The following is a 15,391-nucleotide window of genomic DNA, read 5'->3' on the forward strand; positions in this document are numbered from 1 at the left end:
GTTTAATTTGAACGAAACTTGCTTTTAAATTATTTCAGTGCTTTTAATAACACAACCTGTTGCTAAAATATGCCGAATTTTCTAGCTTTTGTCTTTATCATCAACATTAAATAACGGCACTGTATTAGTCTTACTCAACCAATCGTTTAAAATCGCATCATTAATTTGCGCTGTCAAAACATTCACTATCTGTGTTTGAGAAAAAGTCGCAATTTCGTTCACTATTAATGAAGCAATCCCAACAGTGGTAATCCAATTGGCCACAACGATATTTTTGATTTTTTTGTCGCTATACTCCGTTTCAGGATATTGCTCATTAAATTTCTCAGTACCCAAATCAATCAAAGTATCTGCGATTACCTTACTACCAAACTTTCCATCAACGAACATCGCTCTAAAAAGGTTCTCATGTTCTTTAGCAAAATCAATATACGACAAGTCCATATCAATCAGTGGTTTCTTGGTATACTCTTTTTGCAAAATTTTGTTTTTTAAATTATCCGCAATTTTTCCTAAAACTTCCTTACGAAGTTCATCCATACTGCTAAATTCGAGGTACAAAGGCTGAGTCGAAAAGTGTCCTACCTTAGCGATGTTACGCGCGGTAAGACTCTCAATCCCATCTTTGACAACCATCTTATAGGCAATATTTAATATCTTATTTCTTCCTATTTCTTTTTTTCTCGCCATTTTGGTTTTCCTAACTAACTTTAATAGCTACACTTTTACAACTAGCACACATTTATTGTAAAAGTAGTAATAACACAAAATACCGCTTTTTAACACACACGCGGTATTTGCAAAAATTGTTAATCTCTATTCGCTAGAAATTGGTCGTATTGAGATGAAACCATGTCACTTATCTCTTGCTTGCTTAATCCTTGAGCGGCACAAAACGAAAAGAACGCAGCAGATAAAATATAGCCCCGTTCACGGTCATCCGATAGATTTTCTGAAAATCTCATATTAATACTATGATCTTGATAATTCATTGATACTTCAATTGATTTATCATCTGGAATTTCACTCATTCTTTACCTCAACTTTCAATTAAACTGACTGAAAATCTAAAATATATAAGTTATGATCTTATAGACAAAAATTCAAAGCACACAAACTTGAATAGTATTAATTATTTATAGCAATTCAATAGCTAGTAAAAATAAAATTTTTACTGGTAATTTAAATTATCTATACCAAAAATAACTTAATAACAATATTTTTTGTTTTAGCCGATTTCAATTAATTCTATAAATAATATTTAATTACCTAACCTTTAGAATAGTAAACTTAATGTTGTTTTGTCAAGGATTAAACGCTTTCTTAAAAACTGTACCAATAACAGTTTTATTATATAAATGGTAATTTAAAGTTCAAAATTACCACTAATAACCCGCAATTTTACCTCTATCAAAAGTCATTTTCTGATAAGTCCAACAATATTAAACTAAAACCCAACTGTTTCATCATTTACCTATTAGTTTGCAGTCTACAAGCAGTCATTTTACCTAAATATTAATTTAATAGCGGCTGTTTTTTATTTTTTCTGTGTTAACTCACCATCAATCATTTCATAAATTTGATCAGCATATTTTTCTAATCGTGAATCATGCGTTACCAGCAAAATTGCTTTTTGATAGTCTTTAGCTAAATGCTTAAACAACTTTCCCACTTCTGTAACATTTTGACTATCAAGTGAGGCTGTTGGTTCATCTGCTAGTAAAATTTCTGGATTAGCATACAGGGCACGTGCAATTGCCGCACGTTGCTGCTGACCACCTGATAATTCTTGCGGATACTTATTGATCAAATCAGCAATGCTCAATTGCTGTAATAATTTTTGCAGCTGCTCAGATGTGATATTGTCCTGTTTTTTAACCTTGTTGACCAATTCAAATTGCTCTTTAACTGTCAAAAATGGCACTAAATTATAGGCTTGCAAGATAAAACCAATCTGATTTAGACGCAGTTTTTCACTTGCTTTAGCTGAAATTTGAGCAATATCTTGACCATTAATCAAAACTTGACCACTAGTTGGTTTTTGCAATGAGCCTGCAATTGTTAAAAAAGTACTCTTACCAGCACCTGACGGTCCCATGACTAGCACTACTTCACCCTGATTAGCCGTAAAACTAATATTTTTAAGCGCCTCGACTTTGGCAAGACCTTGACCATAAACCTTTTGGACGTTTTTTAATTCAATAACTGTCATATTCTTTTACCCTATCGCCTTAATTGGATCTACTTTCAAAATTGACCTTACTGGAATTAGACTACCAATTAGACCCATCAATAATAATCCTAACGAGCCACTAAGAATAATTTCTGGAGTAAAACTCATTGGTACTGCTGCTGGCAATACTTGCGCCGTCAGCGTCATAGCTAGTAATCCGAAAACTACTCCAGCAACCACCAAAACAAACGCCTGACCAATAGTTGCCTTTACCAAGACACTGCTAGGAATACCTTGTGCACGCATTACAGCAAAATTCTGCATTTTTTGCATGGTCAAAATATATAGAAAAACAGCGATAATAATTAATGAAATAACAAATAAAAAGCCAATCATCAACTCAAAAGTCATATTCTGAGCAGTGTACCCCGGTAACTTGTTAATAAATTGTTTAACTGGGTAAGTCTTAGTATTGTCATGATTATAATGATAATCAGCATTACGGGAAATAATGGCTGAAGCTTGGGTATCAGGCATTGTTTGACGCAAAGACTTCCAAGTACTAAGCTCGCCATAAATAATTGGTGCAATATTAATCTTGGCATTAGTTACAAAACCGACAATTTTATATTGTTTTTTGGAACCATTTAACTTTAATTTATCACCTAATCGATACCCTTTATTTTTAAAAGCGTCATCTACTGTAATTTCATTCTTATTGTGGGCTTTTCTACCTGAAACCAGTTCTTGTTCATGATAAATAAATTGCTGCTTTTTTAAGCCAATAAATTGAGCGGAAACCTGCTTTCTATTCTTACTTTTAACAACAACAGCAGTTTGACCTACTAAAGCTTCATCTTTACCTATATGAGCTTGCTCAAGGTCTGCCTTGCTTAATAGTGACTGATTCATACTAACATTCGCATTTTTATTCAAAACTACTTGCTGAGCATTCCAAGATTCCAATGCTTGTGTATTTTCGCTAGCAAGTCCCGTTGCCAGCGATGATAAGATAAAAATCAAATAACTAATGAGAAAAATCATCAAGACGATTAAGCCATACCGCAATTTTTCACGTTTGATTTCTTTAATTGCTAAAAACATTCTTACTCCCCTAAAGTGTCGTTTCTAAATTTAAAATTAAACTACTAAACGACGATTATAGTAATTTAACCGCCAAACTCCAGCACGATACGAAATCTTAGCCAGAGCACAATTATCTATTGTATCAAAACAATTCATATCGCCACTAGCAAAACAATGCGCAAACATCATTCTAATCAGCGTTCCATGACAAACTACCAATAACTTTTGATTCTTATGCTTTGTTACCATTTCAGTCAAAAATTGCTCACAACGCGATTCCAAAGCAGCAAAAGTTTCTCCACTAGGAGCATACTTTACATAATTTTTCGCTGCCTTTCCCCAAGGATCAACTGCATCCGGATATTTTTGACCTAGAACAGTTAGCAACTGCCCATCCCACTCACCAAAATTAAATTCGATTAATCGCTTATCCAAATTAAGTTTTTTGGTATTTTTAGTAAAAAGCTCTGCTGTTTCTACCGCCCGTTTCATTGGACTAGCAAAAACTAACTCAAATGAACTTGGATCAAAATTGGCTGCTACTTTTTCTGCAAACTTTCGACCAGACATTGACAAACTTTGATCGAACAAAGAACCCTGCATCCGCCCCGTTTTATTTAAATCAGTTTGTCCATGCCGTACAAAAACTATTTCCATAGATTTACCCCACTTATAATAACTCACATTTTACTATTTAATAGGTAATCTTGCTAGTTCATTTAACGCCTTTTGAAGTCAAAATTAGTTCTAAAGACATAGGTATCAGCTGAACTCTCTTGCTCAGCAAACTGAAAGCCAAAATCATGAAAGTTCTGTAGCTGCTCTGGTCTAGTTAACTGATTTTCGGCAATAAACCTGGTCATTTCGCCGCGTGCCATTTTCGCATGTACGCCAACTGTCTTCCAATTGCCATTTTTCTTTTCTTGAAATTCAATTGAAATCATTTGTCTTTTTGACCTTACATATGGAGCAATATTTTTAGAATATTCTTTAGAGGCAAGGTTAATAACTACGTTATCTTCACTAAATAAGTTATCCGCCAGCATACTCCTCCAAAATTGGTATAAGTTTGGCTGGCTAAATCCGTAGACCTTATTCTTCATTTCCAACCGATATGGACACACCCCATCTAAAGGGCGCAATATACCGTAAAGTCCTGACAAAATCCGCACGTTAGCTTGCAGATAATTCAACGCCGGTTCAGTCAACAAATCTGGTGCCATATATTGGTATTGGATACCGGAATATGACACAATTGCTGGCGTTTTTGCCTGCGTTAAACTAAAAGCAGCAATTTGGCTTTGACCAACTTTGGTCATTCGGTCACTAGAGCCCCAGATTGCTTTTAGTTGTTCAAAACTGCAACTCTGCAAATACTCAATTAGCTCCTGCGTCTGCGACAAAAACTGTGGCTGGGATTTTACCAAAAAAACCTCTAGATTTTGTTCCATCTTCATTGCTGGAGAAATAATAATTTTCATCTTTCGTCTTTTCCACCTTTTGGGTTAAACTTATTAATAATATATCTTAAGGAGAGAATTAATGAATTCTGATTTTGCAATTATCTTAAATTTTAAACTAAAAAATGCTAAAAAGGTTGATACCGACTTCTTAGTTAAAACCGCACGAAATGTTGGCGCTCGAGCCATCAGTAGTGATAACCAAGCAGTTGACTTTCAACCAGCTTGTGATAAATACACTATTGCCTTGGTAAAAAATCAAAATGGTAGTGACCTAACCGCCAATGATGTCATCGACACCGTAGTCAAAAGTCGCTTCAATGCCAGGCCAACTATTATTAATCTTACCACTACTGAAGATGGCGATTTAACTAGCGCAGACAAGCAAATGTTAGCCGTGCTTAACGACTGGATGCATGTTTTTGGTCATGCGTTGAATGAAGGACAACCTAGCAGTATTAGCGCCAGCAATGATAGCTGCGTTTTACAAAATCGCCATTCAGCTTATCAAAAATATGTCTTTGTTAGTGAGCCACTGCCTGAGCAAATTATCGTTTCAGGTATCGACCAGGAACCCAATCGCGTTGAATGGATAGAGCAAAGAATTGATCTTAACTTCACCTACCAAGACAAGCAATTAACCATCAATTTGACTAAACCTGCCACTAGTTTTCCTTGGCAAGTTTTGCGCATTCAAGAACATCGTCCAGAAGATGATATTCTGGAAACTAAATTTTAATTGAACAGAAAAACGACCCATCACGGATCGTTTTTTTAAAATCAAAATTATTTAGTCAGCAATTCCATTATTCTTGATTACTTGTTGATACCAATAAAAGCTATCTTTGGGAATTCGGCGCAATTCTTTCAGATCAAAGTCAGTTCGATCAACATAAATAAAGCCATAACGTTTCTTAAAGCCTTGATGTGAACTCAAGATATCCATCACCGACCACGGACAATAACCGAACAATTCAACACCATCTTGAATTGCATCATAGCAGGCTTCGATGTGAGCTTTAAGATAATCAATTCGATATTGGTCATGAATTTGACCATCACTGGTTAACTCATCAGCAGTCCCTAAGCCATTTTCGGTAATAATCATTGGCAACCGATATTTTTCATAATAGTCATTTAAAACTAAACGAAAGCCAGTCGGATCAATCTGAGCGCCATATTCAGTTGCTTGCAAATGCTCATTGGGCTGAATTTTAAAATAACCATTTAAATTAAAGTCAACATCACCTTGACGCTGTCCCCAAACGTGCTGCTCATCTACCGGCAAATACTCAGCAGCCAGCGTGCGATAATAATTAACCGCGATAAAGTCAGGCTTTGCAGCACGCAAAGCTGCTTCATCACTGGACTGAGTTTCAGGATAAATCTGCATCTTTTGCAAGTAATCGACATAATAGCCCGGATATTTGCCAAAGCAATACATTTCCAGCGCATAATTCGTCTTAAAATTATCATTCATCCGCGCAGCCCAAACATCTTGTGGACGGTCACTAACTGGATAGGTCATTGTTGACGAAACCGCTGGGCCAACTTTGCCATGATCAACCATTTCATGACAATCTGCCATTGCATATGCACAAGCTAAAAACATGTGATAATCCATTTGTGCTCGCACTTTTTCGGCTTCAGCAGCCGGAACATCATCCATATTCATCCGTTCGTTAACACGAATCATCAGATTCTGTTCGTTAATGACTTGCCAATACTTAACTCGGTCACCAAAAGCACGATAACAAACTTGCGCATAACGACGAAAAGCCGCCACACAGTCACGACTAGCCCAGCCATTGTATTTCTTAGCTAAAGCTAGCGGCAAATCAAAATGATAGAGGGTTACAAAAGGTTGGATATCGTTAGCGAGCAGCTCATTAATGACATTATTATAAAAGTCAATGCCGGCTTGGTTAATCTCGCCATCGCCATCGGGAATAATCCTAGTCCAAGCAATCGAAAAGCGATAAACTTTCATTCCCATTTGCTTCATCAACTTAATATCATCACGATAATGATGATAAAAATCGCTAGCCACCTTAGTATCGGCCTGCTGCCCAGAATGCTTAAAGGAATTGTAGTCAGCAACAGATTCACCTTTACCAGCTTCATCCCAAGCACCCTCAATTTGAAAGGCTGATGAGGATGCTCCCCACCAAAAGTCCTTGTTAAATTTCTTCATTAGTTATCTTACCTTTAAAGTTCATTAAATTATCAGTTGCTGCCACAGTACCTGAAGCCGTAACTTCAATTTGGGCAGCTGGATCTGCGTTAGTAATTACTACTGGAGTAGTCAAATCATAGCCAGCTTTTTTAATCTCGGCACTATTAAAAGTGACAATTGGCTCACCCTTATGCAAATGTGCGCCAACTTCAGTATGGCTAGTGAAATATTTTCCCTTAAGTTCAACTGTATCTTTACCAATGTGAATTAGTAATTCAAGTCCATTAGTAAGTTCCAAGCCAATTGCATGCAGAGTTGGATATAATACTTTTACTTCACAATCACTTGGAGCAACAATTTCATCGCTGCTTGGCAAAATTGCCACACCTTTGCCCATTGCCTCTGAGGCAAAAACCGCATCAGCAACTTGACTTAAAGCAACCACCTCTCCACTAAGTGGAGCAGCAACTGGAGTTGCTAGCGTTATCGGACTTGCCACTTTAACTGAACTATCTGTAACAGCCGCTGCTTCGCCATTAGCCGCAACAGTTTTTTCTGGTAAATCTTCAAAGCCAAAAATCACAGTTAACAAGCAAGCCCCGAAAAAGGCAATCAGACAACCAATTACGTAACAGGCGAAGCCTTTAGCACCTGCACTAGCATATACTGGAACGGTCAAAACCCCTTGGTTAGAAAAGGCATTACCTGAAGCACCGCCCCAACCCATCAAGGCACCACCAAGAGCACCACTAATTACTGCATAAATCATCGGCTTCTTCAATCGTAAGTTAGCACCATAAATAGCTGGTTCAGTAATCCCGAACAGCGCAGTTATGGTTGCCGAAGCAGAAACTGTCTTTAGATTTTTGTTTTTAGTTTTTAAAAATACGCCTAAAGCTGCACCAGCTTGCGAAAAATTGGCTGCACCAGCAAAAGCTAATAGATTCTGATGACCAGTCTTAGCAACATCGTTTATGCCAATTGGCACAATTGCCCGATGCGCACCAAAAATAACCAGTACACACCAAATTCCCCCAATAAAGGCACCTAATAAAATTGGACTGAAGTCCATAATCAAGTAGTATAGCCAATTAATAAAGTTACCAATATAGATGCCAATCGGACCAAAAATCATTAAAGTTGCCGGAACCATAATTAATAAACATAAGGTTGGAACCATAATTATTTTTAGTACTTCTGGCATAATCTTGTCAATAAAACGTTCTAAGTACGCCAAGATAAAGACCGCAATAATAATTGGAATTACTGATGAAGTATAACTAGCCTTGGTTAATTGTAAGCCAAAAAGCGTAACTGCACCTTTACCCGTCATTAACTCAACAATTGAAGGGTAACAAAGCGTACCCGCAATTACCATTGCAATATATTCGTTAGTTTTGAACACCTTAGCAGACGTACGCGCCAAAATTATTGGCATGAAATAAAAGAGCGCATCAGATGCAGCATTAAAGATGATATAGGTATCAAACTTAGTAATATCGGTATGGTAGACATTGGTTGCAATTATTACCGCGATTGCCAAAACACCCTTGATCATTCCAGACGCTGCTAGAGCCGGAATCGTTGGCGTAAAAATAGCCGCAATCGCATTAATTATTTTATTACCAATACCTGTTTTATCATCTGAATGTTGCGTAGAACCAGAGTCACTCTGATCTAACATTGGTGCTAATACATCATATGTTTTACCAACATTATTACCAAGCACCACTTGGAATTGGCCATTGGCCCGCATGACTTGAATTACACCCTCTAATTGTGCAATTTCATCACCATTAGCCTTGGAATCATCTTTTAAAACGAAACGCAATCTAGTAAAACAATGATCTAGACTTACCACATTATCCTTGCCACCAACATTCGTTAAAATGTTGTTAGCTAAAGCTTGAAAATCCATGATTTATTTCCTTCATTAAACTTTACTATATATAACAGTAAACCTCTATTTTAAACAAATAAATTTTACCGTAGATTGCTTATTTTTGCCTAAAATATGCACTCAGAATGAATCTTTAATAACAAAATACTTGGCTAATAAATTTGACTACTACTAATTCATATATTTTGTAACATCATTGACCATATTTTTAGCTTTGTCATCTCTTAATAATGAAATTATATCTGCTGAAGCCTCTTTAGCAATTGCGATCCTTGCTTCTAGAGTACCTGTCCCTGCATGCGGTGACAAGACGACATTATCTAGTAAACGCAATTCTTCTGGAACTTCTGGTTCGGTTTCAAAGACATCAAGTCCCGCACCAGCAATCTTGTGCTCTTTTAAAGCCTCAATTAAATCAGTTTGCTTAATTAAAGAACCACGAGCCACATTAATTATGTATGCGGTATCTTTCATTCGTTCAAAAACGGCTTTATCAAATTTACCATTAGTAGCTGGCGTCGCTGGTGCATGCAGAGTAATAACATCTGACGTTTTAACCAAGGTATCAAAATCAACATACTCAACTTTTAGCTTTCGTTCTAGTTCAGGTGCTAACCGATGGACATTGTGGTAAATTACCTGCATTCCCAAATCTTGGGCAAATTTACTTACGGTTTTGCCAATTCGACCCATACCATAAATTCCCAAAGTTTTTGAAGCTAAACCCATCCCCATATATTGCAGCTGACTAACATCAATCCAATTACCCGAACGAATAGTCTTGTCATATTCGTGTAAATGCCGTACTGTCGCCAATAATAAAGTTAACGTCATCTCCGCAGTCGGGACTCTAACAGCCTGGGGAGTATTAGCAACTACAATTCCTTTTTGCTTTGCATATTCAATGTCAACGTGATCAAAGCCAACACCGTTGGTGGCAATAATTTTCAGATTAGATCCAGCAGCTATCAACTCTTGGTCACCTTTTAGCCCCATTAGCAATAAGCCATCATACTCGTGTAAATGTGCTAAAACATATTCACGAGAAAATGGTTTAGCAGGTGAATATGTGACCTCTAATACATCTTGCAGCTCTTTAATTCCTTGTTCCGGTATAATTCCGGTCACTAAAACTTTTGATTTTGCCATAATATCCTTTCCACAATAACAATCTTTTTGTTGCACTAATTTTTCAAAGCAGAATCATTAGTATTCTTTACAGCGGCAATCGCCGCATCTTTAAAGTAAACTTTTTCGGCATTATTATACAAGACATCAACTAATTCAGTAGGAGTAAAAATATTAGTCTGTTCTAGCCAAGTAGCCAACTCTTCATAGCTATTAAAAGTAGCTGACCAAGGCGAGTCTGTTCCCCAAATAATCCGCTTAGCTCCTAAAATTTCTTTGGCTAATGCAATATCTTTTTGACAACGTGGAAATGGAAAGTTAGTTTCACCCTCAATATCTTGAATTGCCGAAATATCTGTATAGATATTACTGTATGGTTGCCATTGCTCAAGTGCATTTTGCAAACGATCAAGATGATCAGCATTCGGAAACGATAGATGACAAACTACAAAATCAAGTTTAGGATACATTTTAGCTAAATTAGCAATTGCTTCAGGCTGGTAACTATATTGACTCGCATCACCATAATCTACAGTAATTACAAATCCTGGATAATCACTAACAAAATGAAAAATCCGGCCAACGCGAGGATCAGTATCCAGGCGAAATGGTGTAGTCATATGATAACCATGCATTCCGCCACCCTGACTTACTTCAAATTTCATTGCACGAAATCCCAGATCTTCAACATATCTTTGAACAATTTTCATATAATGTTCACTAAACGGATCAACTGAAAATGCTCCAATAAAGCGATCAGGATGCGCCTTAACTGCTTGGTAAGCATAGTAATTTTGATAACCATAAAGGCTACCTTGTAGTAAAACCGCCTTAGCAACATCATGGTCATCCATTACCCTTAAAGCTGACTCAATGGTAAAATCATCTTCACCCCAACCATCTGGAAGCAACTTAATAACTGAGCCATCATAATCCCAAACAACTTGCCCGTTGCCTAACGGATTCATCGCACCTTTACCATTGAATCCAGCCAGTGAACGCACCAAATGGAAATGTCCGTCAATCTTCTTCATAATTAAAAGTCCTCCTGACCTAGTTTACTTTACCTGCTCACCATAACCTATACAACATATCACCTGCAAGAAACTAGCGTTTTTTTATTCGATACCTACCCAAACACTTCAAATTAAAATGAGCTAATCCACTTTTAAAGCAGATTAGCTCATTTTTATATATTTACAAACAATTATAGTGTTGAATACCGTACCAAATTAAGCTGCTTATTCGATACCATTTCTCTAACCTTTGGATTACACAAAAAATCCACTTCCTGAGTTCTCGGAATAGTCAAACTAGACTGACTAATAATGCTTTGATCTAAAAATCCAGGATGACAAACCATCATAGGAATATTGTCTTTTTCACTTTTAGCCGCAAACTCGATCACCTTATTAAAAGTTTGGTATGGATCATAGCCATCTTGCATACTATCCATAAAAGTAGTAATTGTATATTTTTCTTTAAACAATACTGGATCCAAATTTAAATCAAACGGTAACAGCGGTAAGTCATGATTATTAGCCACTATTTCTAAGCCCTTTAATAAATTAGCGCTATATACAGCATGTGCCTCAAAATAATCAGGTTTTTTGCCAACTATTTTTAAAAAGTACTGATATTGTGCCTCAATTTCAAGTACGACCTCATTTAAATCAACTAAATCTGTTTTAGCTTGGCGATATACCTTGGAGCTTTTAAAGAAGCCATCACTTGTGACTAAACTAGGGATTTTATCCGGTGCAGTTAGCGGCTTACCTGCACAAATCACTGTGTGCATACCAATATCAAGGTCTAGTCCCTTTAACAAGTCTAAGCCGTGCTGCGTATCTGGCATATTGACCATTACGCCAACATTATTGATTATGCCATGCCTGATCGACTCATAAATGCCATAATTAACCCCTTTAGAATATCCTAAGTCATCTGCCCTAATAATTAAATTACGCATTTATTTTACCTCACTACCTTTTGGCACAACGCCGATTAGATAAGTTGCAAGTGCTGCTACTAGAAAAGCAATTACCCCACTAATAACTCCATTAATGAAATTAGCGGTTGAACCACCAACATAACAACTTAAGCTCATAAAATTAGCTACTGGCACTACAACATATGCACTAACATGGGTAATCGCAGCATAAATTCCGCCGATAAAGCCACCAATCATCATACCTAAGAATGGTCTGCGATACTTAATTGCCAATCCATATAAAGCTGGTTCGGTTACTCCACCAATTATATTGGCCACAAAATAGCTAAAGGCTAAGGACTTTTCTTTTTTATCTTTTAACCGTAAGCTTGCACCCAGACTCATTCCCGCAACAGCAAAACTAGCAGCGATTGAACCAAGTAAAATGAAATTATCGTGACCAGTTTGAGCAACAATCGTAATCATGGCACTAATCATCACTAAGTGCATACCTGTCATGACTAAAATTTCCCAGAAGGCACCAATCAGCCCAACACCAATAATCGCTGCTAAGCCACCCATTTGACCAAATGAAATAATTCCTTTAGAAACATATTCTCCTAAAAAACCGCCTAAAGGCCCTAAAACACATAAAGAAAGCGGCAGCATAATTGCAATAGTTAAAGTTGGGGCAAAGATTGTTCGCAAGGATGCCGTTATATGCTTATTAAAGAAGCGTTCAACATACGACATTATCCAAACTGACAATAGAATTGGTACTACACTGCTAGCATAATTCGTTAAATGCATTGGTATACCATAAACTGTAAATGGTTTTCCAGCACTAACAATCTTAACTAACTCGGGATCCAGCATAATTGCCCCTAAGAATATCCCCAAAATCGGTGAAGTACCGAATTGTTTGGCAGAAGTATAGCCAATTGCAATTGGCAGAAAGTAAAATCCAGCATCACCAACAAAACTAAATAAACGATATAGATCACTGTGAACGGAAAGCACATTGAGCATCGTCGGTCCCAAAACCGCAACCAACATTTTAAACATTGAAGCCGCAATCAGCATTGGAATTAATGGGGTTAAACTACCTGCAATTTTGTTTAGAACAGTATTTCCAATATCTTTCCAAGTTTTTTTGATTTTAACTTGATCAATCTGTTTTTCTATCGGTGCTGATTGGCTCAAGTTTCCTACACTTACCACTGCATCGTAAACTTCATTAACAGTTTGACCAATAATAATTTGATATTGGCCGCCAGAACGAGCTACTCCCAATACTTCAGTTAGCTTCTTTAATTCGTCATCTTTAGGAATGCTCATATCCTTCAAATTAAAACGTAAACGGGTCATACAATGTGTAACATTTACGACATTACTTGAGCCCCCAATTAGTTCAATAATTTGTTGTGCAAGATTATTATAATTTTTACTCATCTATTTCCCCTCATTATTAATGGTCTGTGTAACTATTCTTTGAACATATATCATCAAGTAAAATAACTCATCATTCGTACTAGTTGTTCCCAACTTTTGATCGATCTGATTAACAATATTAACCGTACATTGGTAAACCTTAGGATAATTTTGTTTAATACTTTTCCTAACAAATTTACTAGAGCCGTCACTAATTTGCTCATCATGCTCGACCCGTTTTAAGTAATACCTTAAGTGAGTTGCAAAACGATTGAAAATAAACGCATTCCGATCTATTTTTAGATTAAATTCTTTTTCAATTTCTTTAATTGTTAACTCGACAATATAATCAAAATTGTTTTCACTAGATTGCTGGCTTGTAAGCAATTGAGAATTAATAAAATGCATTGCAATTGCAATAACCTCTTCTTGAGGCAGCTGGATATTTAGCTGCTGCTTAATTTCCTGGACTGCTATTTCACCTACCCGATATTCATCAGGATAAAAAGTCTTGACCTCATAAGTGAACGGATAGTCTATCTCGAGCCCTTTTTGCATCCGTTCTATCGCAAAATTAAGATGATCAGCTAAACTAAACATAATATTTTGGTTAAGATCATGTTGAAGAATCACTTGGGCTTGCTTCACAATTTTTGCACTGACTTGCAGAATATCATCCGGAATTTCTTTAATTAACTTAAAGTTACTCGTATCAACTCGATAAAAAGTCATTTCTATTTTAGTCAAGTCAGTTAATTCATACGGTACTTTAGGAAAACCAATCCCTTTACCAAAAGCAATCAATTCATCCTGATTATCATCTAGACAAATTGCTACATTATTATTAATCTTTTTGATAACTTGCATTAAACAAGCCTCTCTTTTAAATAAATTACTGTGTCACTAATAAATCATTACTTTTTACCTTACTGCCGTACTCTTCAGCCAGTTGCCATTGCTGATGGTCCGAACTAAGTTTCGTAAAAATAACCATAGTAGTTAAGTTCGCTTGCTTTGACTCCAAAACCTCTCGATCAAGCTCGATGACTGCTTGACCTTGAGTAACAGAATCACCCTCATTAACCAAAGCTGTAAAGCCCTGACCTTTTAAATTAACTGTATCAATTCCAATATGCAGTAAAACTTCATCTTGATCATCAGTAACCAAGCCTACAGCATGTTTAGATTCGGGTAAAGAAACTATTTTAGCAGACACAGGCGCATAAATTTTAGTGGTTTTGCTGTCAGGAATAATCGCGAAGCCGTCTCCCATTAATTTTTGTGAAAATACCGGATCAGGAACTTCTGTCAGGTTAATTAATTTACCCGTAAGTGGTGCAGTTACTGTAAATTCATGAGTTTTCTTTTTAAATAAATTAAACAAAATATCCTCCGTAAAACAAAAAAACTCTTCGAAACATTACTATTAGTCAAAAAAGATTAACTAATGGTAATGCCTCAAAGAGTAACAATCCATTTTTTAATAAAATTAGTTTATCATTGTTCTATTTTTTATGCAACCGGTTTAAAAAAGCAAATCTACTATTCTAAATTTGCATGCCGCGCAAACATCGTCTCATCAGTTTCACCTGTTAAGTCCATTAACTCCATAACTAATGCATCATAAGTTAACCAGCTAAGCTGCTCAAACAGGGTCCCCATTGGCTGCTCTGAATTAGCAGTATCAGTATCTGCTGACTCGTTCTTAGGAGTACCACCGGGGATTTCAATCATGCAATCTGCGATCTGTCCAATTTCTGAGTCTGGATAAATCGTTAATAATGCCACTTGGGCACCAATCTGCTTAGCTTTTTTGGCATTAATCACTAAACTGCTGGTACTTCCTGAACCAGAACCAATTAGTAACAAATCACCCGACTGAATTGCTGGCGTAGTAGTTTCACCTACAAAATAAACGATCAGTCCCAATTGCATTAACCGATTAGCAAAACCTCGCGCCGCAAAACCAGAGCGACCTGCACCTGCAATAAAAATTCTTTGAGCTTGATAGATCAACTTAGCGGTTGCCTCTATCTGAGCTGCATCAATTTGCTTACCATATTTACTAATTTCTGCCACAATAATTGGTAATTTTGCTGTTTTCATA

Annotated in this window: 16 protein-coding genes; 1 reads left to right on the top strand and 15 read right to left on the bottom strand. The window is 36.6% G+C overall.

Annotation, left to right across the window (positions count from 1 at the left end; translation table 11 throughout):
* Positions 1-81: 81 nt before the first annotated feature.
* From OZX56_RS08075 to yaaA, 6 genes are all read right to left on the bottom strand, one after another.
* The gene (locus tag OZX56_RS08075; RefSeq protein WP_277125700.1) at positions 82-690 is read right to left on the bottom strand and encodes a TetR/AcrR family transcriptional regulator; all 609 of its coding nucleotides are present in this window, start codon (positions 688-690) and stop codon (positions 82-84) included.
* Between the two features lie 119 nt (positions 691-809).
* Positions 810-1,031, bottom strand: a complete 222-nt coding sequence (locus OZX56_RS08080) for a hypothetical protein (protein ID WP_277125699.1) — start codon at positions 1,029-1,031, stop codon at positions 810-812.
* A gap of 506 nt (positions 1,032-1,537) precedes the next feature.
* Complete coding sequence (locus OZX56_RS08085; RefSeq protein ID WP_277125698.1) at positions 1,538-2,212, bottom strand: ABC transporter ATP-binding protein; 675 nt, start codon at positions 2,210-2,212, stop codon at positions 1,538-1,540.
* A gap of 6 nt (positions 2,213-2,218) precedes the next feature.
* Positions 2,219-3,277 carry an ABC transporter permease gene (locus OZX56_RS08090; RefSeq protein WP_277125696.1) on the bottom strand — a complete coding sequence of 353 codons (1,059 nt, stop codon included), beginning with the start codon at positions 3,275-3,277 and terminating at the stop codon, positions 2,219-2,221.
* A 36-nt stretch (positions 3,278-3,313) separates the two neighbouring features.
* Positions 3,314-3,916 carry a histidine phosphatase family protein gene (locus OZX56_RS08095; protein WP_277125693.1) on the bottom strand — a complete coding sequence of 201 codons (603 nt, stop codon included), beginning with the start codon at positions 3,914-3,916 and terminating at the stop codon, positions 3,314-3,316.
* Positions 3,917-3,978: 62 nt separating this feature from the next.
* Positions 3,979-4,740 carry a peroxide stress protein YaaA gene (yaaA, locus tag OZX56_RS08100; protein ID WP_277139527.1) on the bottom strand — a complete coding sequence of 254 codons (762 nt, stop codon included), beginning with the start codon at positions 4,738-4,740 and terminating at the stop codon, positions 3,979-3,981.
* Positions 4,741-4,801: 61 nt separating this feature from the next.
* On the opposite strand from yaaA, the gene OZX56_RS08105 reads away from it, so the two are divergent.
* Positions 4,802-5,458, top strand: coding sequence for a hypothetical protein (locus OZX56_RS08105; protein WP_277139528.1), 657 nt, complete (start codon positions 4,802-4,804; stop codon positions 5,456-5,458).
* Between the two features lie 51 nt (positions 5,459-5,509).
* On the opposite strand, the gene OZX56_RS08110 is transcribed toward OZX56_RS08105, so the two are convergent.
* From OZX56_RS08110 to hxlB, 9 genes are all read right to left on the bottom strand, one after another.
* Complete coding sequence (locus OZX56_RS08110; RefSeq protein ID WP_277139529.1) at positions 5,510-6,913, bottom strand: glycoside hydrolase family 1 protein; 1,404 nt, start codon at positions 6,911-6,913, stop codon at positions 5,510-5,512.
* Positions 6,900-8,813, bottom strand: a complete 1,914-nt coding sequence (locus OZX56_RS08115; RefSeq protein WP_277139530.1) for a beta-glucoside-specific PTS transporter subunit IIABC — start codon at positions 8,811-8,813, stop codon at positions 6,900-6,902. The genes OZX56_RS08110 and OZX56_RS08115 overlap by 14 nt, the downstream gene beginning before the upstream one ends.
* Positions 8,814-8,966: 153 nt before the next feature.
* Positions 8,967-9,944 carry an NAD(P)-dependent oxidoreductase gene (locus OZX56_RS08120; RefSeq protein ID WP_277139531.1) on the bottom strand — a complete coding sequence of 326 codons (978 nt, stop codon included), beginning with the start codon at positions 9,942-9,944 and terminating at the stop codon, positions 8,967-8,969.
* Positions 9,945-9,979: 35 nt separating this feature from the next.
* Complete coding sequence (locus OZX56_RS08125) at positions 9,980-10,957, bottom strand: amidohydrolase family protein (protein WP_277139532.1); 978 nt, start codon at positions 10,955-10,957, stop codon at positions 9,980-9,982.
* 173 nt (positions 10,958-11,130) lie between these two features.
* A complete protein-coding gene (locus OZX56_RS08130; RefSeq protein ID WP_277139533.1) occupies positions 11,131-11,892 on the bottom strand; it encodes a ChbG/HpnK family deacetylase in 762 nt (253 codons plus the stop codon).
* Positions 11,893-13,305, bottom strand: a complete 1,413-nt coding sequence (locus OZX56_RS08135; RefSeq protein WP_277139534.1) for a PTS transporter subunit EIIC — start codon at positions 13,303-13,305, stop codon at positions 11,893-11,895.
* Entirely contained in the window at positions 13,306-14,151 is an 846-nt protein-coding gene (locus OZX56_RS08140; protein WP_277139535.1) for a PRD domain-containing protein, read from the bottom strand. It abuts the gene before it with no gap.
* 25 nt (positions 14,152-14,176) lie between these two features.
* Positions 14,177-14,668: a PTS glucose transporter subunit IIA gene (locus OZX56_RS08145; protein WP_277139536.1), complete on the bottom strand. Its 492-nt coding sequence runs from the start codon at positions 14,666-14,668 to the stop codon at positions 14,177-14,179.
* 158 nt (positions 14,669-14,826) lie between these two features.
* On the bottom strand, positions 14,827-15,390 hold the full coding sequence (gene hxlB / locus OZX56_RS08150) for a 6-phospho-3-hexuloisomerase (RefSeq protein WP_277139537.1): 564 nt from the start codon (positions 15,388-15,390) through the stop codon (positions 14,827-14,829).
* Between the last annotated feature and the right edge of the window lies 1 nt (position 15,391).

Source organism: Lactobacillus sp. ESL0684, assembly GCF_029392675.1.
In the GTDB taxonomy this organism is placed as follows: domain Bacteria; phylum Bacillota; class Bacilli; order Lactobacillales; family Lactobacillaceae; genus Lactobacillus.

Bases quoted from the DNA above. Each gene is read 5' to 3' on its own strand.
- OZX56_RS08075 (WP_277125700.1), bottom strand. From the start codon at position 690: ATGGCGAGAAAAAAAGAAATAGGAAGAAATAAGATATTAAATATTGCC.
- OZX56_RS08080 (WP_277125699.1), bottom strand. From the start codon at position 1,031: ATGAGTGAAATTCCAGATGATAAATCAATTGAAGTATCAATGAATTAT.
- OZX56_RS08085 (WP_277125698.1), bottom strand. From the start codon at position 2,212: ATGACAGTTATTGAATTAAAAAACGTCCAAAAGGTTTATGGTCAAGGT.
- OZX56_RS08090 (WP_277125696.1), bottom strand. From the start codon at position 3,277: ATGTTTTTAGCAATTAAAGAAATCAAACGTGAAAAATTGCGGTATGGC.
- OZX56_RS08095 (WP_277125693.1), bottom strand. From the start codon at position 3,916: ATGGAAATAGTTTTTGTACGGCATGGACAAACTGATTTAAATAAAACG.
- yaaA (WP_277139527.1), bottom strand. From the start codon at position 4,740: ATGAAAATTATTATTTCTCCAGCAATGAAGATGGAACAAAATCTAGAG.
- OZX56_RS08105 (WP_277139528.1), top strand. From the start codon at position 4,802: ATGAATTCTGATTTTGCAATTATCTTAAATTTTAAACTAAAAAATGCT.
- OZX56_RS08110 (WP_277139529.1), bottom strand. From the start codon at position 6,913: ATGAAGAAATTTAACAAGGACTTTTGGTGGGGAGCATCCTCATCAGCC.
- OZX56_RS08115 (WP_277139530.1), bottom strand. From the start codon at position 8,813: ATGGATTTTCAAGCTTTAGCTAACAACATTTTAACGAATGTTGGTGGC.
- OZX56_RS08120 (WP_277139531.1), bottom strand. From the start codon at position 9,944: ATGGCAAAATCAAAAGTTTTAGTGACCGGAATTATACCGGAACAAGGA.
- OZX56_RS08125 (WP_277139532.1), bottom strand. From the start codon at position 10,957: ATGAAGAAGATTGACGGACATTTCCATTTGGTGCGTTCACTGGCTGGA.
- OZX56_RS08130 (WP_277139533.1), bottom strand. From the start codon at position 11,892: ATGCGTAATTTAATTATTAGGGCAGATGACTTAGGATATTCTAAAGGG.
- OZX56_RS08135 (WP_277139534.1), bottom strand. From the start codon at position 13,305: ATGAGTAAAAATTATAATAATCTTGCACAACAAATTATTGAACTAATT.
- OZX56_RS08140 (WP_277139535.1), bottom strand. From the start codon at position 14,151: ATGCAAGTTATCAAAAAGATTAATAATAATGTAGCAATTTGTCTAGAT.
- hxlB (WP_277139537.1), bottom strand. From the start codon at position 15,390: ATGAAAACAGCAAAATTACCAATTATTGTGGCAGAAATTAGTAAATAT.